The sequence below is a fragment of the Halostagnicola alkaliphila genome (assembly GCF_055379965.1).
In genome coordinates this window covers 507,486-527,095 of sequence record NZ_AP043825.1, presented here as the reverse complement: position 1 = coordinate 527,095, position 19,610 = coordinate 507,486, and the positions used below count along the sequence as shown (strand labels likewise).

At 56.6% G+C, this 19,610-nt stretch carries 17 protein-coding genes; all 17 read left to right on the top strand.

Annotated elements, in window-relative coordinates:
- Window positions 1–112 precede the first annotated feature (112 nt).
- Window positions 113–1,120, top strand: a complete 1,008-nt coding sequence (locus ACZ5C7_RS04675; RefSeq protein ID WP_464374936.1) for a Bug family tripartite tricarboxylate transporter substrate binding protein — start codon at window positions 113–115, stop codon at window positions 1,118–1,120.
- Between the two features lie 93 nt (window positions 1,121–1,213).
- Window positions 1,214–1,741 carry a tripartite tricarboxylate transporter TctB family protein gene (locus ACZ5C7_RS04670; RefSeq protein ID WP_464374935.1) on the top strand — a complete coding sequence of 176 codons (528 nt, stop codon included), beginning with the start codon at window positions 1,214–1,216 and terminating at the stop codon, window positions 1,739–1,741.
- A gap of 73 nt (window positions 1,742–1,814) precedes the next feature.
- Complete coding sequence (locus ACZ5C7_RS04665; RefSeq protein ID WP_464374934.1) at window positions 1,815–3,326, top strand: tripartite tricarboxylate transporter permease; 1,512 nt, start codon at window positions 1,815–1,817, stop codon at window positions 3,324–3,326.
- A gap of 380 nt (window positions 3,327–3,706) precedes the next feature.
- Window positions 3,707–4,996 (top strand): MFS transporter, encoded by a 1,290-nt coding sequence (locus ACZ5C7_RS04660; protein WP_464374933.1) that lies wholly within the window; start codon window positions 3,707–3,709, stop codon window positions 4,994–4,996.
- A gap of 519 nt (window positions 4,997–5,515) precedes the next feature.
- The gene (locus tag ACZ5C7_RS04655) at window positions 5,516–6,277 is read left to right on the top strand and encodes an IclR family transcriptional regulator (protein ID WP_464374932.1); all 762 of its coding nucleotides are present in this window, start codon (window positions 5,516–5,518) and stop codon (window positions 6,275–6,277) included.
- Window positions 6,278–6,387: 110 nt separating this feature from the next.
- Window positions 6,388–7,509: a mandelate racemase/muconate lactonizing enzyme family protein gene (locus ACZ5C7_RS04650; protein ID WP_464374931.1), complete on the top strand. Its 1,122-nt coding sequence runs from the start codon at window positions 6,388–6,390 to the stop codon at window positions 7,507–7,509.
- Between the two features lie 78 nt (window positions 7,510–7,587).
- Entirely contained in the window at window positions 7,588–8,751 is a 1,164-nt protein-coding gene (locus ACZ5C7_RS04645; protein WP_464374930.1) for a hypothetical protein, read from the top strand.
- 71 nt (window positions 8,752–8,822) lie between these two features.
- Window positions 8,823–9,971, top strand: a complete 1,149-nt coding sequence (locus ACZ5C7_RS04640) for an exo-beta-N-acetylmuramidase NamZ family protein (RefSeq protein ID WP_464374929.1) — start codon at window positions 8,823–8,825, stop codon at window positions 9,969–9,971.
- A 170-nt stretch (window positions 9,972–10,141) separates the two neighbouring features.
- Entirely contained in the window at window positions 10,142–11,704 is a 1,563-nt protein-coding gene (locus ACZ5C7_RS04635) for an ABC transporter substrate-binding protein (protein WP_464374928.1), read from the top strand.
- A gap of 11 nt (window positions 11,705–11,715) precedes the next feature.
- Window positions 11,716–12,660, top strand: a complete 945-nt coding sequence (locus ACZ5C7_RS04630) for an ABC transporter permease (RefSeq protein ID WP_464374927.1) — start codon at window positions 11,716–11,718, stop codon at window positions 12,658–12,660.
- Entirely contained in the window at window positions 12,653–13,573 is a 921-nt protein-coding gene (locus ACZ5C7_RS04625; RefSeq protein ID WP_464374926.1) for an ABC transporter permease, read from the top strand. The genes ACZ5C7_RS04630 and ACZ5C7_RS04625 overlap by 8 nt, the downstream gene beginning before the upstream one ends.
- A gap of 17 nt (window positions 13,574–13,590) precedes the next feature.
- Window positions 13,591–14,847 carry an ABC transporter ATP-binding protein gene (locus ACZ5C7_RS04620; RefSeq protein WP_464374925.1) on the top strand — a complete coding sequence of 419 codons (1,257 nt, stop codon included), beginning with the start codon at window positions 13,591–13,593 and terminating at the stop codon, window positions 14,845–14,847.
- Window positions 14,844–15,956, top strand: a complete 1,113-nt coding sequence (locus ACZ5C7_RS04615) for an ABC transporter ATP-binding protein (protein ID WP_464374924.1) — start codon at window positions 14,844–14,846, stop codon at window positions 15,954–15,956. The genes ACZ5C7_RS04620 and ACZ5C7_RS04615 overlap by 4 nt, the downstream gene beginning before the upstream one ends.
- Window positions 15,953–17,083, top strand: a complete 1,131-nt coding sequence (locus ACZ5C7_RS04610) for a serine hydrolase domain-containing protein (RefSeq protein ID WP_464374923.1) — start codon at window positions 15,953–15,955, stop codon at window positions 17,081–17,083. The genes ACZ5C7_RS04615 and ACZ5C7_RS04610 overlap by 4 nt, the downstream gene beginning before the upstream one ends.
- Entirely contained in the window at window positions 17,080–17,571 is a 492-nt protein-coding gene (locus tag ACZ5C7_RS04605) for a GNAT family N-acetyltransferase (RefSeq protein ID WP_464374922.1), read from the top strand. The genes ACZ5C7_RS04610 and ACZ5C7_RS04605 overlap by 4 nt, the downstream gene beginning before the upstream one ends.
- Window positions 17,561–18,862, top strand: coding sequence for an anhydro-N-acetylmuramic acid kinase (locus tag ACZ5C7_RS04600; protein ID WP_464374921.1), 1,302 nt, complete (start codon window positions 17,561–17,563; stop codon window positions 18,860–18,862). The genes ACZ5C7_RS04605 and ACZ5C7_RS04600 overlap by 11 nt, the downstream gene beginning before the upstream one ends.
- Window positions 18,859–19,581, top strand: a complete 723-nt coding sequence (locus ACZ5C7_RS04595; protein WP_464374920.1) for an HAD family hydrolase — start codon at window positions 18,859–18,861, stop codon at window positions 19,579–19,581. The genes ACZ5C7_RS04600 and ACZ5C7_RS04595 overlap by 4 nt, the downstream gene beginning before the upstream one ends.
- The last annotated feature ends 29 nt before the right edge of the window (window positions 19,582–19,610 follow it).

Genomic DNA, 19,610 nt, shown 5'->3' with positions numbered 1-19,610 from the left:
ACCGGTCTATCCCGACGTTCCGAGGATGGGCTGATCGTGGAATAGTTAATTATAAATGCCGGGTGTCCCATTCATGAACTGAGTTATGACATCACACAGTCGTAGGAACTTCATGAAAGCAACTACGGGGAGTGCGATCGGGGTTTCACTGTTAGCGGGTTGTACGGGAGACGACGGACCGGGTGAATTCCCGCCGGATACGTTCACGTTCGTCAACGCGTACTCCGAGGGGGGCGGTGTCGACACGAACATGCGAGAGATTCAGCCGTACCTCGAGGATGCGCTCGACGCGAACTTCGACATCGAGTACCAAGACGGTGCGGGGACGCGAATCGCGGCAAACGTCGTTTCGGAAAGTCCGGAACTTACATCGATTGGAGGAACGCTTTCGCCGGCGACACCCGCCGCGGTCGCCATCGACGAAAACGATCCGGACACGGACTCCGACTTTACGCTGGATGACATCCAGCCAATCGGAACGATTACCCAGGAGGCGGCAGTAATTCGCGTCCGTGACGACGACGATCGGTTCCAATCGATCGAAGAACTCGTCGATTACGCGGAGGACAACCCGGGAGATCTGACGGTCGGTGCGTCCGGTCCGACGAACCGAAACGTGCTTTCGATCATCCAACTGATGGAGGAGACGGATGCGGAATTCACGATCGTTCCGTTCGATGGTGGAGGTCCAACGGAAACGGCGCTCCTCCAGGGAGAAATCGATGTCGCCGCGCGTTCGTTGTACAACAGCGCAGACCTTGAGGAAGATTCGACCTGCGTTTGTATTTACGCCGAGGAGAACCCAGAGCCGGACCTGACCGGAGATGCACCGCCGATTAACGACGCGCTCGGAACCGATATCGAATACGATCCGTCGAATGGGATCCAGTTTTACTTCGTCTCCCAGGAGGCGGCCGAAGAATCGCCGGAGGACTTCGAGTACCTGGTGGATGCGCTCGAGGAGGCCACAAACAACGATGAGTACGAATCAGATCTCGAGGAGATCGGCGAAGAAGGGAAAATTTTCCACAACGGTCCGGACGAGGCAGAGGCAATTCTCCAGGAGGCCTACGAAACGTATGAAGAATTCACCGACCTGTTCGAAGAGTACGTCGAATAAGAACCGACTTTCGCCGCCGTGGCACAGCCCCGGGCAAACAAATAGACACGATTAATATTTATGGACTCGACGGTAACCAATCGGTGACAAAGAATGGCAACGACACAATCTCAGGAAAATACGGCCGAGGAGGAAGAGGAGGAAACCTCACCGGCAAAGGGGTACGTTGCACTAGTTCGACTCGTGTTGCCCGTTGCAACACTCGTTCTTTCGATTCTGTACATCGAAAACACGTATGGGCGGATTTCGACGGGGAACTTGTACTACCCGTACTTCGTCATCGGCCTCCTCGTGCTTCTTACGTTATCGGTGCTCTACGACGAATTCCGCTACCTGTATAGATACTCCGGCGATCGATCGTTCACCACCTCGATCAAAAACAAATTCGGAGAATGGGACAGATCCATCGGACTGGTGCTAGCCGGCGTTGTCTACATCAATCTCATTCCAGTCGCCGGATTTTTCACCGCGTCGTTCTTCGCTGTGATACTGATCATGTTGATCGGCGGTATCCGTGATCCGAAACTGCTCATCGGCGTCAACGTAGCGCTTTTGGTCGGAGTCTATCTAATCTTCGTCATGCTCATGGGACTCAATCCACCGACGGGTGTTGCGATATGATGACCGGAATACGACAATGTGGCGATCCGGTGGCAGAAAACGTTCCAGCTCCGTCGGCGCCGGGTGAGTGCCAATGCCATTAGGACTCGTCCCCGAGGCCCTGGGTATACTGCTTACACCTGAAAACCTTGCGTTGATCGCTATCGGTGTCATCTTCGGCATAATGGCCGGATCGATTCCCGGGTTTACCGGGACGAATACGGTTGCGATCGCGTTGCCGTTTACGCTCCCGATGACGCCCGAAATCGCACTCGTGTTCCTCTCCGCGGTATACGTCGGTGCGAGTTACGGTGGCGCGATCCCTGCCGTGCTCATCAACACGCCAGGTACTGCGGGTGCGACCGCGACTGTCCTCGACGCGTACCCGATGTCTCAGAAGGGGCAGGCGTCGAAAGCGCTCGGGATCTCTATCCTGGCCAGTACGATCGGTGGATTTGCCGCAGCGTTCATTATCCTGTTGTTGCTCGGACCGATCGGGGATTTCTCGTTCCTCTTTACGAACCGTGAAATCTTCGTGCTCGGATTGTTCGGACTCGCGGCTGTCGCCGTCGCGATCGGAGACAACTTCCGAAAAGGGCTCATCTCGGGTTTCGCCGGGCTGTTAATCGCCGCGATGCCGGTCGATCCGACGACGGGCCAACGGCGACTCGACTTCGGATTCTTCGAGCTCTACGACGAAGTGCCGTTCGTGCCGATCGTCGTCGGGCTGTTCGCCATCTCCGAGCTGTTCTATCTGATCAACAAGAAAGCGATCAGCGAGGACCAGGATATCGATACCTCGTACGGCGATATTATTGACGGATTCAAGTATGTGATCTCGAAGCCCTTCGGCGTTGCTCGCGCGATGCTGATCGGTCTCGGGATCGGTTCAATGCCCGGAGCCGGGACCTCCGTCGCAAACTTCGTCAGTTGGGGCACGGCGAAATCGATGTCGAACAAGCCGGAGGAATTCGGTAAGGGGAACCCCGACGGCGTCATCGCCTCGGAAAGTTCGAACAGTGCGGTTACTGCCGGTTCGCTAGTGCCGACGCTCGCACTCGGTATCCCGGGCAGCGGGACGACTGCCGTCATGCTCGCAGCGTTGCTCCTTCACGGTGTCCGTCCAGGGCCGGAATTCATGCAAGACTTCGCGCTCGAGGCGAACGTCATTATTCTCTCCCTGTTCCTAGCGAACGTCGTCCTCTTGCTATTCGCGTTCGCCGTCTCGAAGTACATCGTTCGCGTTGTAACGATGCCGGCCAACATCATCGTACCGGGCATACTGGTGTTAACTGTAATCGGGGCCTTTGCGATGCGCAGTAGCGTGTTCGACGTTTGGCTCATGTTTATCTTCGGGATCATCGGGTTCGTCATGCGAGAGAACGATTATTCGCTGATACCGCTGATTCTGGGGGTAATTCTCGGGCCGATCATCGAAGGAGCCTTCCTGCGGAGCATGCTGATCAGCGGGAACGATCCGACGTACTTCTTCGGGAGTACGCTGGCGATCGCGCTCTGGATCGCGATCGTCCTCACGTTCGTCGCCCGACCGCTGATGAACGTCATCCGCGGCGTTATCGAAACTCGAACAAACCTATTGAATTAGATATTATTTCTACCTTGTGTTTTTATTTCCAGATAGCTCAGAACGGGCTAGACGACATCGAATTGTGGTTCCGGCGTTCGATTGTCGACGAATTTTGCGAAGAATTAAGAGCAGTCTCCCGGTAGATCCGATAGATGAGTGAAGAACGAACAAACAATGTCGCTGGCAACTCGTTTGCCGGCGTTTTTTTGGTAGTGACAGGTGCGTATTTGCTGATGACTGGCCAAAACACGTTCTCAGCTGGCGTGTTCGTCCTCGTCGGGATGTTTTTCCTGACCAGAGCGTTCGCACAACATCGAATAACTAACGAATGATGTATACGGAACGAGTTATATATCTCACGTACTCGGTACCCATTAGGGTCGTTGAGAAATAATCAAATGTTTGGATTGAGTCGCAAAGAGAGTGTTTTCGGGTTGTTGATTTCTTCGTTACACACAGTTCAACACGTATTCTATCGACTCGTTCCGCCGCTTATCCCGATCCTGGCGGTTGACCTTTCATATCCACTTTGGCAACTTGGACTATTGGTAAGTATCTATATGTTCTTCGGCGGGCTGTTCCAGGCACCGTTTGGGATTCTTGCGGACTCCATTGATCGGATCTACATCGCCGTACCATCAGTTCTTCTCATGGCACTTGGCTACTTATTGTTTGCATTATCAACTAATACCGGTCATTTCTTCCCTGCCATCTCTATTTTCTCATATTATGTGACTGGAACGTTCCAAATAATGGCCCTCGCAATGGCGATTGCTGGGATTGGATATAGTGGCATCCATCCGGTCGGTTACCCGCTAATAACCGAGAATATATCAGATATGAATAAAGGTTCCGTTCTTGGCATGTGGGGGAGTGCCTCGAAGATAGGTGATGCGATTGCACCGATCTTAGTTGGGGTATTTATTATCTTTATCTCGTGGGAGTGGATTCTCGTCGGTATCGCAATGGGAGGAATAGTCTATGCTGCGTGGCTGGCAACGGTGCTCAAACGAGATGATTACGAAACCAAACCACCAACCAGACGCGATGGCGAATCGGACGACCAATCGTTGCTCGAGGATCCGAGACGATTTCTGTTTCCGATCAGCGTGGCGTTCTTGTTGTTCCTCTCGATCCTGTTCGTGGGAAACGGCTTGCTCGCGTTCGCACCCGTCTTTGTCGCCGATGTTTACGCCTTTTCGATTACGATTGGAACGGTAACGTTTCGACCGGAATCCGTCGCCAATTTTTATTTTGCCGTATTGCTTTTGAGCGCAACAGTTTCGCAACTCATTGCGGGAATGTTGGCCGACACATATGACCATCGGGCGCTTATTGCTGGACTGCTTACGGTTTCGACCATGTGTCTAGTGGTACTCTCTGTAGTTACGCTAGGGCCTATTTCGCTCCTCATCGTTTTCGGGGCGCTCGGCGGATGCCTCTTCGGCATTAATCCAATACGCGACGCATTGATCAGTGACATTTCGCCCCCCGAATACGAGGGCAGAACATTCGGCTATATATACACTGTCGCACTGCTAATCAGTTCGGCCGTTCCCACGATAATCGGCTACACGAGCGACACGATCGGTATCCAGTATAGCTTCGGGGTTTTAGCAATCGTCGCGGTCGTCGGTATCGGCGTCATTGCACTGTTGTGGAGCCCGCGAATCTACCGGAATAAGTGAGCTAATCCGTCGATGATGACTTTGTTGACTACACAAACCACTCGCTGGGTACTGATGAATTGAGGCTGAAGGAGATGGGAACCTTTCTGTCAAGTGTCCATGATCGAAGAACTTTCACTTGATTCTGTGACATAATTGCTTGTGTCTCGAACCGAACGACCGGACGCATAGAGTTGGACGGCGAATACCCTGACGCAATGGCGTCCTTTCACAGACGTCATTGGAGGCAACCGTCCTCGAGGAAGGGAGTAACAACTGAATTTGCTCGACAGAGATGGTAGTCGATGATTCACGATTCCAAGGCCGTTTCATCACAGCAGAAACCGAGAAGGTCACGTGAAACCTAGCTTCAGGGGGATATCAACGGTTTCGAATGCCGAAAAGCGAGTTTCTTTATTTGTTGTTACATCCATATGTGTGTAATTGGGCCCGGTTTCGACTGTGCCGAACCGATTGGAGCAAACAGATCCGGATCTGGGAAAATGTTATGCGGTAGCAGTTCAACTACAGTGATAACAAATGCCACACAATGATGGAACGGGGGTACGAACGACTGAACGATCATTGGACATCATCGAAACGTTGCGTTCGATAAATGGCGGTCGATTAACCAAATTGTCCGATGAACTCGATTTACCTGTTAGTACGGTCCACAATCACCTTCAGACGCTAGTAAATCGAGGGTACGTTACGAAACAGGACGATCAATACCACGTCGGCCTCCGGTTCTTAGAGTTCGGTGAGTACGCGCGAAGATCTCGAAAAGGAATCGACCAAGTTACAGCAGAATTGGATAGCCTCGCAAACAATACCGGAGAAACAGTGAGTCTCCTAGCCGAAGAAAACGGGATGGGCATCGTTTTGCACACGCGGCAGGGTACGGATTCGATTCCACTCGAGATCCACGCTGGAAAGCGAATTCGGCTCCATTCATCGGCGATCGGACAATCGTTACTGGCGTTTCGTCCACCAAAGGCAATCGAGTCGATAATCGATCGACACGGACTCCCTGCGGCGACAAACAAAACGGTGACCGACCCCGTCGAACTGCGTCACCGACTCAAGGAGATTCGGGACAGCGGGATTGCCGTCGAAACAGAAGAACGGCTGACGGGAGTCAGTTGTATCGCCACACCGATTAAAGACAGCAACGGCAGAGTGCTGTACTCCGTCGGTATGACCGTACCCTCTAGCCGTTTAACGGACACCTCTCTCGACGACCTGAGCGAAAAGTTGCAAAAGACAGCGAATCTAATCGAACTCAAAATCACCCACTCGTAACGCTGTTTCGGCTGAGTCGAAGTTCACGCAGTTCGCGGCTGTTACTCGGAAAGCCGGATCACTAATCCTCGTGACCAATATTCAAATACCAGCATCTGCTTCATGGATATATGTCGATTGAAAGCATCGAGGCAATTCCAGTAGTGATGCCTGTCAAACCGCTCGAAAAGAAGTTCGGACTCGCCCCGTACGTGAGCAACCACGCATCAGTCGAGACGGTCGATCGAACGCTGATCAAGGTGGAGACAACGGACGGCGCAGTCGGATGGGGGGAAATGCTCACAGCCCTCAAATCGCCGACAGCAACGAAAGCGATCATCGAGGACGTCGTTGCTCCGGAACTCACCGGGTGTGAAGTCGGAGATATCTCGAGTTGTCTCGACGAGTTCTATCATCCGTACGTGAAAATCGACCCCTTCCTCGGCGGCGTCAGTATGGCGCTGTGGGATCTCCTCGGAAAGCGCCGGGGCGCCCCGGTCCACGAACTGCTCGGGGGAGTTGGGAACGCCGAAAAAATGCCGATCGCGTTTTGTCTTGGAATTCTCGATCCGGACGAATCGCGGCACCACGCGCGTCAGGCCGTCGATGCCGGCTTCGAAACGCTCAAAACGAAAGCTGGACCCGACTGGAAACAAGACGTGGACCGCCTCGTTGCGATGGATGACGAAACCGACGGCGAGCTCGAGTTTCGACTCGATCCGAACCAAGGGTGGACCCTCGAAGAGAGCATTCGTGCACTCTCCGCGCTCGAGGAAAACGGGGTGCGACTGCAGTACATCGAGCAGCCGGTTCGGATCAACGCGTTCGGATCGTACGAAAGCTTACGAAACCGAACTCGAACGCCGATTGCGGTGAACGAAGATACGTACTTCAATGGGAATCTCAGACAGCTCCTCGGACGCGATGCTATCGACGTCGCGGTAATCGACCTCGTTCCCGCGGGCGGATTGCTTCAAGCGCGCGACCAAATCTCTCAAGCAGAAGCAGCGAACGTCTCCGTCTCACACCACTGCGGATTCGACCTCGGAATCAAGAGTGCGGCAGTCTGTCACCTCTTTGGGAGTGCACCCGCGTTAAACCTCTCGCCGGATTCGGTGTACTATGCGTGGGAAACGGACGTTCTCCGCTCACCGCTCGAGGTCTCCGACGGATCGATCACTATTCCGGACGGCCCCGGACTCGGCATCGATGTCGACGAAACAATCGTCGAAAGTCATCGAGTGGATGAGTAAGGCGATGACTACCAGTTACCATATCGGGAGAGCGATGTTCGATACAAAAACGATGATGAAGAAAAATTCCAATACGTTATGACGACAGTGTTGGCTTACCCATGGTGTCTCGCGGACGAGGGACTGAACGACGCATGTGAGACGCTCGTCTCTTCGGGTGTTGATGCGGTGAGCGTGGCAACTCACTATCACTCGGTGCAGACGTTCTTTCCTCGAGCAAACGATCGGCCGTTCGAACGCTACACTGGTGGGTGTTATTTCACGCCCGACTCGACGGCGTTTCCGGATGGTGGGATCGACCCGAACGTAAATCAGGTGCCGGAGCTGGACGACCCGTTGGCGGCAGTGATCGATACCGCCGGGCAGTACGATATTTCTGTCAACGCGTGGACCGTCTGTCTTCACAACAGTGCGATCGGAAAAGAACACCCGGATTGTAGAATTCGCGGGCCGTACGGGACGTCGCACGCGCACGGATTATGTCCGTCGAACCCGACGGTAAAAGCGTATCTCGAAGGCGTGGTTCGATCGATTTCACGGTACGATGTTAACAGAATCGACCTCGAGTCGATCGGGTTCCCGACGGTTCCTCACGGTCACGGGGATCAGTTCGGTCACGAGAAATCCTTCGGTATCTCGGACGCTGTCGAACGGCTGTTACTGTCGCAGTGCTTTTGCCGAGCGTGCCGATCGAGCGCTGCGTCGCGTGGGTTAGATTTACTCGATGCACGAGCCGCCGTTAGAGAGGTTCTGGGAGAAACGCTGGCGAATGCGAAGCCGACGCTCGACTCGTTCGAGGACCTTCGCAACGACTATCCCGTCCTCGACTCGATGTTTTCGTTCAGACGCGCTGAGGTAGACCGATTACTCGAGCGTCTTGCAAACAGTAGCAGGGAGATCCCTCTCAACTATTACGTTGCCGACGGAGTCGGACGGGGACCGTCCGACGGGGTGCCAGCAGGCGTCGACATCACGACGGCGTCGGATCATCTGGATCGTGTCACTGCCATGTGTTATACCGGCGATCCGCGGATCGCTCGAGAACGAGTCAATCGTATTCAAGAGCGTGTCTCAGTGCCAGTCGACGCTGCCGTCACCCTCGATCCCGAGATTATCTCCTCTTTCGAGGAGGCCAATCGCGTCGTAGATGCGATTCACGCGGCGAATCCCGACGACGTGTACGTCTACAACTACAACTTATTGACGAGAGAGCATCTGAGGTGGGTAAACGACTTGTTCTGAATGTATCCTTCAATGTAGAGACAATTATACAGGGTTATTTATACGGTCTTGATCTACTGTAAGTCGAACGAATGGTATCACTAGGCATCGATCGGTATCTCGACCACCGGATGGACGCGTCTCGAACCGAGACGGCGGGACTCCTGACGAACCCCTCCGGTATCGACTCCGATCTCGAGACGACTATCGATCGACTCTATCACTGTGACTCGCTCGAGCTCGAGATATTGTTCGGGCCGCGCCACGGAATACGCGGCGCGGAACAAACCGGCCGGATCGTCGAAGAACGGACGGACGAGAAGACCGGTTTGCGTGTCGTCGACGTGGCTGAAAACGGGGAACCGTCGTTCGCGGAACGGATCGCTTCCCTCGACGTGTTGATATACGACATTCAGGACGTGGGCTGCCGTTTCTACACGTTTTCTCAAACGCTCGAGCGCGCACTATCGGCCGCCGCGGATACGAACACTCGAGTAGTCGTCCTCGATCGTCCGAACCCGATCGCCCCGATCGATCCCGCTGGAGTCGTCGCGAACGGTGCCGAGAATTTTCCGATCGTTCACGGAATGACCATCGGGGAACTCGCCCGATATTTCAACCAAGAACGGAACATCGGAGCCGATTTAGCGGTGTTCGAACTCGACGGATGGAGTCGAGACTCGTGGTTCGACGACGGGGAATTGCCGTGGGTACCACCATCGCCGAATATGCCACATCCAAAGACCGCGTTGGTGTATCCTGGTACCTGTCTCTTCGAGGGAACGACGTTGTCGGAAGGAAGGGGGACGACCAAACCGTTCGAACTCGTCGGTGCACCGTGGATAAATGGAAACGATTGGGCGGCGCTGCTGAACGAGATGGATCCGCCCGGCGTGAAGTTCCGACCAGCGTATTTCACCCCCCTGTTCTCGAAACACGAGCGATCCGATGTCGAGGGCGTACAAGTGCACGTTCTGGACAGACAAAACCTCAATCCAGTAGCCGTCGGTGTAAGTATGTTGATCACGGCGTTCTACGAGTATCCGGAGTGTGAATGGATCGAAACTAACGGCGGGTACGTCGTCGATCGACTTCTGGGATCCCCTCGATTGCGCGAAACTGTTAGCGAAGCCCGCAACGGCAGAAACATTCGCTTGCTCACCGACCGGATACTGGATCGGTGGAACGACGGAATATCGGAGTTCTTGCCGAAGCGCGAGAAGTATTTGATGTACGAGTGACGTTTGAACGGTTACCAATAGGGCGAAGAACGACGTCGATAAACACACGGGTCGACAGTTCTGGGCACTAGTGTCAATTGAAATATCTATTGGCAACGGTTGTTTTGAGGAGGAGAGGCCACCAGCCCGGTAGTTTTATATTGATTGGTAGACGATTCGGTAATCAAAGCATGCCCGTTACTAACAACTGCTATCCCATTACCCGCAGGGGTGCGTTGAAGGCCATCCCAACTGCCGCAATTGGGGCCTCGTTGGCTGGGTGTACTACCGACGATTCGACCGTCTCGGATGGGGTACTTCGCGTGACATTTCCGGACGACCCCGAGAACTTCGATCCCCATCTCACGACGATCAATATGGCCCAGCGAGTACTGGAAAACGTCGTCGAAGGACTGTTCAGACTCAACGAGGATCTGGAACCAGAACCGTTGCTGGCGACGGACTACGAGATCAGCGACGACGAGTTGGTTTACGAAATTTCGTTAAAAGAGGGAGTGCAGTTCCACGACCCGATCGGCGGAGAATGTACCGCGGACGACGTAGTGTATACGTTCGAACGGATCGTAGATCCCGATGTCGGCTCGCCGCGAGCCGAAAACTTCGAACGCGTCGAGCACATCGAAGCGCTCGACGACTACACGGTCAGATTCGAACTCGAAGAACCGTTCGCACCGTTGTTGACCGCCTTTACTGAATCGGTCGAAATCATTCCGGAAGGGGCATCGGAAGAGGTCGACCTCCAGGAGCACCCCGTCGGTACGGGTCCGTTCTCCTTCGAGGAGTGGTCCGTCAACGAACAAGTCGTCATCGACGCATTCGACGACTATCACGTCGACGATCAGCCGCTGTTAGAAGGCGTCGAATTCGATATCGTTCCCGAGCCGGCGGCTAGACAGACGGCACTCGAGGTCGGAGACACACACCTGCTCGAGAGCGTCCCGTTTCAGGATGTCGAGGACGTCGCAAGCGGTGCCGAGACGGACGTACAGAATATGACGGGGTTGTTTAACCAGGGATTCTGGTTCAATACGGATCGCGCCCCATTCGACGACGCTCGAGTCAGACGGGCGATCAGTCACGCGATAAACCGAGAGGAGATCATCCGAGGCGTTCTGTTCGATTACGGAGAGGCCGTTCACCATCCGATTCCACCCGTAAGCGAGTGGTACGATATGATCGAGCCGGGAGAACCACCGGAGCAAGATCTGGACCACGCGAGTGACCTTCTGGACGATGCCGGTGTGGATCCTTCCGACGTCGATGCGTCGATCAAAGTCTCCCGAACCCCTGGACCCGGCGCGGATGCAGCAACGCTCATCCAGAGCCACTTGTCGGACATCGATCTGGATATCGACGTCAACGAGATGGACTTTTCGACCTGGCTCGACGAGGTCTGGTCGGACAACGATTACGAGATGGCTATCGGTTCTTGGAGCGGGCGCGTCGATCCTGACGGCTGGTACTACCGCCAGTATCACTCGGACGGGCTGTGGAATCACTGGGCGTACTCAAACGAGGACGTCGACGAACTACTAGACGAAGCGAGAACCGAAACGGATGTCGACGAACGGGCAGCACTCTACAGCGACATCGAAGAGATTATTCAGGAAGAAGTGCCGATGACGTACCTCTACTTCGACGACGAAACGGTCGGATATCGCGACGAACTGGAAGGATACGAACTCGAGCCCGCAAATATCACGAGCTTCCACGGCGCTTCCCTGAACGAGTGAGTTGATGACAGATGAAACGTTACGTCGCTAAGCGTATCGCTCAGTACGTTCCCGTCCTCTTTGGAGTGACCGCCATCTCGTTTTTCCTGATCAACGTCGCAGGAGGGGATCCGGTTCGAAATATGCTCGGAACCGACGCCTCCGAAGAGCAGGTCCGGATGGTGCGCGAGGATCTCGGTCTCGACCAGCCGCTCTACGTGAGATATTTCGATTGGCTCGGCGACGTTCTCGTCGGCGATTTCGGGACCTCCATCATTTACGGACAACCGGTGAGCGAACTCATCGTCGATACGTTGCCGGTCACCCTCTGGCTCGCGGGCGGAGCACTGCTCATTTCAGTACTTATCGGGATCCCCGCGGGGATCGTTTCGGCTACGTACCGCCATTCTAGGATCGACTCCATCGCGACGGTCTTCGCATACTCCGGCATAGCCATCCCGAATTTCTTCCTCGGTATCCTGCTCATCCTCGTGTTCGGTGAGTACCTCCAGATACTTCCGACGTCGGGATTCGTGTTGCCGCTCGCGGATCCAGTGGAAGGCTTTCGACACCTGTTACTCCCGTGGATCGCTCTCGGAACGGCACAGGCCGCCATCGTAATGCGATACATGCGATCGAGTCTCCTCGAGGTGATGGACCAACAATACATCGAGGTAGCAACGGCGAAGGGCCTCGTTCCCGCGCTGGTCAAAAACAAACACTCGATCATGAACGCGCTCATTCCGACGGTGACGATCATCGGAATCAACCTCGGATATCTCCTCGGCGGTTCGATCGTGATCGAGGAAATTTTCGCGTTGCCGGGTCTGGGTCGTCTCGCACTGAACGCGGTGTTGAATCGTGATTTCATGATACTGCAAGGGGTGTTGATAGTCACGGCGTTCCTGTTTACGACCGTTAATTTCGTCGTCGACATCCTGTACACCTATCTAGATCCGAGGATCAGATATGAGTAAAACAGCTGCCGAGTCAGTGGATCAATCGGACGACCGCTCGTTCGACGCAGAGCAAACATCGTTCGTTTCGGTATTCGCTCGGACGATCCTCGCGGATCGGCTCGCGCTGGCTGGGGCGATCGGACTCGGTGTGACGGTCCTCCTCGCCATCATCGGCCCCTTCATCCTTCCCCACGATCCGACCGCGACAAATCTGGATCAGATGAACCAAGCACCGTCGTTGATCCATCCATTCGGAACGGACCGATACGGTCGGGACATACTAACTCGCGTCGTCGTCGGTGCGCGAACGTCTCTCGCCGTTGCTTTCGTCGGCGTGAGTATCGCGACGACAGTCGGGGTCCTTCTCGGCGCGGTAGCAGGTTACTACGAAGGATGGCTCGGGCAGGCGATCATGCGGTTTACGGATACGATATTTTCGTTCCCGGCCCTGCTCCTCGCGCTCGCGCTCGTTGCTATCCTCGGACAAAACTGGTACAACGTCATCCTCGCTATCGGCATCGTGTATTGGCCGATCTTCGCTCGAATCACCCGCGGAAGCGTCCTCTCGGTAAAAGAAGAGGAGTTCGTGCAAGCAGCTCGGTCGATAGGGGAATCGGACGCGCGGATCATCCTCTCGGAAATCCTTCCGAACATGACCGCGCCGATCATCGTTCAGGCGACGATCAGCCTCGCCGTCGCTATTTTGCTCGAGAGCGCGCTGTCGTTTCTCGGGCTCGGCGTTCCGCCACCGGAACCGTCTTGGGGGCGTATGTTGGCCGATAGTCGGCAGTTCATGACTCACGCACCGTGGTGGACGATCGCACCGGGTCTGGCCATCATGATCACGGTCCTGAACCTGAACTTCGTGGGTGATGCGCTGCGAGACGCGCTCGACCCACACCAACGAGAGGAACTGGGGACGAACAAATGACGAGAGAGGAAAACAACATGAACGCCAACTCAACGGACGACAGGGCGAACGCTCGAGGGGACAGCCGTTCCGACGAGCCGTTGCTTTCGATCGACGACCTAACCGTCGAGTTCGAGACACAGAAAGGGGTGGTCGAGGCCGTTACGGACGTGTCTCTTTCCATCGACGATGCAGAAACCGTCGGGATCGTCGGCGAATCCGGAAGCGGAAAATCGGTAACGGCCGCGAGCGTTCTCCAGTTGTTGGATCAGAACGCGACCGTCGAAGGGTCCATCAGATTCGACGACGAGGAGTTGCTCGAGAAACCCACGGAAGAGATGCGTAACGTGCGCGGAAACCGAATTTCGATGATCTTTCAGGAAACGGGATCCTCGCTCAATCCCGTCCTCACCGTCGGCGATCAGATCTCGGAAACCATCCGGACACACCAGGACATTCCCGGAGAGGAAATCGGTCGTCTCGAGAAAACGATCGCGGGGAACATCTTCCGATCGAAAGATCGGTTCACGAAATTCGAAGAGTCGTGGGAGCGAACGGTCGAGTTGTTCGACAAAGTCGGGATTCCGTTACCCGAACGCCGGGCACTCGAGTATCCGCACGAATACTCGGGCGGCATGAAACAGCGCGCGATGATCGCGATGGCGATCAGCTGCCAACCGGACCTGTTGATCGCCGACGAACCAACGACCGCACTCGACGTTACGATCGAAGCCCAAATTCTCGATCTCGTCGACGAACTACAGCGCGAGTTCGGAACTTCGGTGCTCTTCATCACGCACGATATGGGCGTCGTACACGAGGTTTGTGATCGGATCGCGGTGATGTACGCGGGTCGAATCGTCGAAACCGCCCCGACCGAGGATCTATTCGATCATCCGAAACACCCCTACACGGAGGCGCTGCTCAACAGCGTTCCAAGCCTCGAGGGAGGGGGCGCTATCGACACGCTGGAAGGGAAGGTGCCGGACCCGACGCGGAAACCGCCGGGGTGTCCGTTTCTTCCGCGCTGCTCGAAGGCGACCACGAGCTGTGAGTCACGATTCCCGCCGGCGTACCCGGTCACCGAGGATGACGAGCCGCTTCAGGTCAGGCCGGGAACAACGGAGACTTCGGGGAAGATTCCGGACGTGGGACGAGAAGCGGGCAGGAGCGACGACGGGAATGCGGGCTCGGCCAATCACGAGGTTCACTGCGTTTTGTACGGCGAAGACTCGTCCCTCGAGATGCATCCGACGGTCGAAGATTCGAACGACACGACGGGTGACGGGCGATGAGGAGCGACGAGCAAAGCGTCGTCACTGACGGACCCGAACGGGAATCTGGCGATGCCGATCCGCTACTGGACGTTACAAACGTGAAGAAACACTTCCGTCTCGGAGAGGGATTCGTCGAATCGTTGCTCGGAGAGAAAGAGTACGTCAAAGCTGTCGACGGCGTTTCGTTACGGTTGCAAGAACAGGAGACGTTCGGACTCGTGGGCGAGAGCGGCTGCGGGAAGTCCACGCTCGGGAGAACGCTACTCCGCTTAGAAAAACCGACGGCCGGGTCAATCTCGTTTCGGGGAACGGATCTGGCCGCACTGTCGACTCGGGAATTACGCCGATTCCGTTCCGAGATCCAGTTCATTCATCAAGATCCCTCCTCGTCACTGAACCCGCGAAAGCGAATCGAGCAGATCCTTCGACGCCCGCTCGAGCTTCACACGTCGTTAGATGACGCCGCTCGAGCGGAGGAAATCGGTTCGTTGCTGGAACGAGTCGGCCTCGACTCCGAAATGCGACAGCAGTATCCGCACGAATTATCCGGGGGGCAAAAACAGCGCGTCGAAATCGCACGAGCGATCAGCGTGAATCCGTCGTTCATCGTCGCCGACGAGCCGACGAGCGCGCTCGACGTGACCGTTCAGGCGCAAATATTGGAGTTGCTCAGCGATATTCAAGAACAGCTCAAATTGACGATGGTGTTTATTTCGCACGACCTTCGCACCGTTCGGTACGTCTCGGATCGCGTCGGCGTCATGTACCTGGGTGAACTGATCGAGGTCGGACCGACGAACCGAATCTTCGACCGACCGCGACATCCGTACACGCAGTCCCTCCTCTCTGCCGTCCCCGAAATCGGCTCGTCGAACGGCGAACGAGTGAGACTCGACGGACAGCCGCCGGATCCGATCAACCCGCCGAACGGATGCCGGTTTCACACGCGGTGTCCGCTCGCTCGAGACGTGTGCGAGGGGGTTCGGCCGGTAGAAGTAACGGCGGACGACGACCACACGCATCGGTGTCACTTTTCGAACGCGGATATCCGATCGGGGATCGCGGACGAACCGGTCGAACACGTCCGTAACCGAGTCGAGAGCGAGTCCCCGGAGGTCGATCCATGACTCCGGAGACCGACGAGATGGAGTCGGTAAATACCGGCCCGCTCTGTCAACTACTGGAAGAGGGAAAGCGTAGGGGATTGTACGGGGGGGCCGTCGCCGTCGTCGGTTCAGGAAACGACGTCTCCCTTCGGGTGGCTGTCGGCGATCGCGGCCCGTCCGGTGACCCGGTGACGCTCCGGACGAAATTCGACGTCGCCTCTCTCACGAAGGTTTTTGCGACGGCCACGATCACGTTGCGACTCGTCGAAGCGGGCCGATTAGCGCTCGGATCGACGCTCGACGATCACGTTCCCCAGCTCGAGGGAACGCCGCGGGGAGCTATTTCGCTCAGGTCGTTGTTGACGCACACGTCCGGGCTCCCGCCGTACAAATCCTTTCCGTTCGGGTGGGGTTCCAAAGACGAGGTGCTCGAATCGCTATACGAGAGTCCGCTGTCGTTGCTCTCGAAACCGGGTGAACGCTTCGTCTACGGGGATCTGAACTTCGTCTTCCTCGCCGACGTGCTCCGTCGACAAACTGGGGAGTCGCTTCGGTCTCTCTTCAAACGGTACGTAACCGAGCCGCTGGGATTGGACGATTCCGTTCTCGGGCCGATCGAGGACGAAAACGTGGCAGCGACGAGGGATCGTCGCTGGCGCGAGAGTACTCTCAACGGAGCCGTTCACGATTACATCGGCGCCGCGATGGACGGCGAATCGGGTAACGCCGGCGTCTTTACGACGGGTCCGGATCTCGCCACGTTCGCGCGGGTGCTGTTGAACGGCGGACGACACGGTGACGGATCGTTCCTTTCGCCGGAAACCGTAACCGAGATCCGAACGGACGCGATCGACCAGCTGGAGCCCTCGTACGGTCTCGGGTGGAAGCTTTCCGAGGGGGACCTGCCCGGAACTGCGTGGTCAGACGAATCGTTCGGGCACACCGGCTTCACCGGAACGTCGGTCTGGATCGATCCGAGACGCAACCAGTTCGTCGTCCTGCTGACGAACCACTCGCTCGCGATGGATCCGACCGGATCGCTGTCGCGATTCCGAGAGCGATTTCACACCGTCGCTGCGGTGCATTATCCGAACGCGGATCCACAGGGGAATCGCCCGAAAACGACCGAACCAACCGATCGATCATGACCGACACGAACGATTTCGCTGCGGACGATGATTCGATCAGACCGGTCCAACCGGACGACCTGGACGACATCAACGACTTGCTGCGAAACACGTTCCCGTGGACGGAATACGACACGACGACCCGAATCAGCCGTAATGCGCACGAAGAGTCGGGGAGTATCTACGTTTCGGTCGTGGACCGGAACGTAGCCGGCTTCGTGCGGATCCTTCCCAGAGGAGGATTCGGTCGATCGGCGTACATCAAAGGTATCGGTGTTCGAGACGGGTATCAGGGTCGCGGAATCGGATCTGCCCTGCTGAAGCGTGCTGAGTCACACGCCCGCCGGAAGACAGGACGAACGGACGTACTCTTACTCGTCTCCGATTTCAACGCCGAAGCGCAGCGGTTTTATCGCCGCCACGGCTACTCGCAAGTCGGCGAACTTTCCGAGTTCGTGGAATCGGGAATCGACGAGTACCTCTTCAGAAAACACGACAATGAAAGATAACTCACCACCTGCGACGACGAGAATCGAGAGCGAAGCAACCGATCCGTGTACAGGTACGTCGAAGCAACGACGGAGACGTCTCCCTCGAACCGAACGCGTCCGAACGGACGGTGGCACCGAACCGAGATACGCGGTCGGACTCATGTCGGGGACGTCCCTCGACGGAATCGACGCTGCATGCTGTGCGATCACGCGCACGGCCGAAGACGAAGCGTTTCCGTACGAGGTACGCGTCGAATCGTTCGTCACCGAACCGTACCCGACGGCGTTGCGGACGAGACTCGTCGAACTGTGTGATGACGAGACCGGCAGAGTCGACGAGGTCTGCCGCCTCGACTTCGCTCTCGGATCGCTCTTCGCACGGGCGGCCGAACGCGCTCGAGAAGCCGCCGGCGTCTCCGCCGACGATCTCGACGTCATCGGCAGCCACGGACAGACGATATGGCACATCGGACAGCCCGAAACGCTACCGGGCTCCGGCGATCGGCTTCGGTCGACGCTCCAGATCGGCAACTCGGACGTTATCGCGAGGCGCACGAGTACCAGAACCGTCTCCGATTTCCGAACCGCCGATGTCGCCGCTCACGGTCACGGAGCGCCGCTTGCACCGTACCTCGACGCGACTGAATTCGCCGACGAAAACCGGTCTCGAGTGTTACAGAACATCGGCGGCATCGGTAACTGCACGATCTTACCGCCGACGGCGGACCGAGACGAGATCCGCGCGTTCGACACGGGGCCGGGAAACATGGTCATCGATGCGATCGTCGAAATTCTCACCGACGGCGAACAGACCTACGACGTCGACGGAAAGATCGCTGCCGGGGGGACCGCAGATGCGGGGCTCGTCGACGAGTTCCTCGAGGACCCGTACTTTGAGGAGAGCCCACCAAAGACGACCGGGCGAGAGGACTTCGGACACGAGTTCGCACGCCGGTTCATTCGAGCCGGTCGGAAACGGGGACTCGACGAGGACGATTTAGTCGCCTCCGCAACGGCATTTACCGTCGAGTCCATCGGCGAATCCTACGACCGCTTCGCGGAGCAGTATCCCGACGAAGTGTACGTTTCCGGTGGGGGCGCGCAGAACCCGACGCTGATGGCGATGCTCGCGGAGCGAGTCGACTGCCCCGTCGATTCGCTGTCGGCGCTCGGGCTCGATCCCGACGAGAAGGAAGCGGCCCTCTTCGCACTGCTCGCCATCGCGAGAGTGGACGGCGCTCCGAACAACGTGCCGGGTGCGACGGGCGCAGACGAGCCGGTCGTCATGGGGAAGGTGACTCTTCCGTGACGCCGAACGAACCAGCGGGTCCGGATTTCGACTATCCGGATCGGTCGTCGTGGTCGGAGACGCAATCGCCCGAACTGGTCGTGTTCGACTTCGACGGAACGCTCGTCGATCAGCGAGGAGGGTGGTTAGTACTACAGGAGTTGTTCGGGACCCGCGATCGGGGAAAGATCCTCTCGGAGCGATATCACGCCGGCGAGATCTCGTTCGAGGAGTGGTGTGTACGAAACGTGGACCTGTGGATCGAACGCGGCGTCACGGCGGACCACGTCGAACGCGCGGCCGAAGCGGTGAAGTTCACGACGGGAACTCGTTCGCTCTTGCAGACAATCAGCGAACACGACGTGCCGTACGGGACGATTAGCGGAGGAGTGACCAATCTCCAGGACCGGCTACTGTCCCTCGAGCCGGCGTTCGTGTTGGGAAACGAGCTCCTCTTCGACGAGGACCGATATCTCTCCGGGGTCGATCCGGGCGTCGGTCCGAACGCCAAAGATGAGGTACTCTCCGCCGTCTGCGACGAACGCGGTATCGACCTCGAGAACGTATTCTACGTCGGCGATTCACACACCGATGTCGAAGCGTTCGAAGTCGCTGGGACGGCCGTGCTGTTCGATCCGGACGATAGACTCGATCGATCGGTGTACGAAGACGTAGACGTGATCGTCGAAACCAGGGATCAACGATGCGTACAACAGCTCTTCGAATCGCTATTCGCATAGCGTGAATCCCGGAAAGGTTCCTGAATCCC

Bases quoted from the DNA above. Each gene is read 5' to 3' on its own strand.
- ACZ5C7_RS04615 (WP_464374924.1), top strand. From the start codon at position 14,844: ATGAGGAGCGACGAGCAAAGCGTCGTCACTGACGGACCCGAACGGGAA.
- ACZ5C7_RS04625 (WP_464374926.1), top strand. From the start codon at position 12,653: ATGAGTAAAACAGCTGCCGAGTCAGTGGATCAATCGGACGACCGCTCG.
- ACZ5C7_RS04640 (WP_464374929.1), top strand. From the start codon at position 8,823: ATGGTATCACTAGGCATCGATCGGTATCTCGACCACCGGATGGACGCG.
- ACZ5C7_RS04670 (WP_464374935.1), top strand. From the start codon at position 1,214: ATGGCAACGACACAATCTCAGGAAAATACGGCCGAGGAGGAAGAGGAG.
- ACZ5C7_RS04635 (WP_464374928.1), top strand. From the start codon at position 10,142: ATGCCCGTTACTAACAACTGCTATCCCATTACCCGCAGGGGTGCGTTG.
- ACZ5C7_RS04645 (WP_464374930.1), top strand. From the start codon at position 7,588: ATGACGACAGTGTTGGCTTACCCATGGTGTCTCGCGGACGAGGGACTG.
- ACZ5C7_RS04650 (WP_464374931.1), top strand. From the start codon at position 6,388: ATGTCGATTGAAAGCATCGAGGCAATTCCAGTAGTGATGCCTGTCAAA.
- ACZ5C7_RS04600 (WP_464374921.1), top strand. From the start codon at position 17,561: ATGAAAGATAACTCACCACCTGCGACGACGAGAATCGAGAGCGAAGCA.
- ACZ5C7_RS04665 (WP_464374934.1), top strand. From the start codon at position 1,815: ATGCCATTAGGACTCGTCCCCGAGGCCCTGGGTATACTGCTTACACCT.
- ACZ5C7_RS04675 (WP_464374936.1), top strand. From the start codon at position 113: ATGAAAGCAACTACGGGGAGTGCGATCGGGGTTTCACTGTTAGCGGGT.
- ACZ5C7_RS04630 (WP_464374927.1), top strand. From the start codon at position 11,716: ATGAAACGTTACGTCGCTAAGCGTATCGCTCAGTACGTTCCCGTCCTC.
- ACZ5C7_RS04610 (WP_464374923.1), top strand. From the start codon at position 15,953: ATGACTCCGGAGACCGACGAGATGGAGTCGGTAAATACCGGCCCGCTC.
- ACZ5C7_RS04605 (WP_464374922.1), top strand. From the start codon at position 17,080: ATGACCGACACGAACGATTTCGCTGCGGACGATGATTCGATCAGACCG.
- ACZ5C7_RS04655 (WP_464374932.1), top strand. From the start codon at position 5,516: ATGCCACACAATGATGGAACGGGGGTACGAACGACTGAACGATCATTG.
- ACZ5C7_RS04620 (WP_464374925.1), top strand. From the start codon at position 13,591: ATGAACGCCAACTCAACGGACGACAGGGCGAACGCTCGAGGGGACAGC.
- ACZ5C7_RS04660 (WP_464374933.1), top strand. From the start codon at position 3,707: ATGTTTGGATTGAGTCGCAAAGAGAGTGTTTTCGGGTTGTTGATTTCT.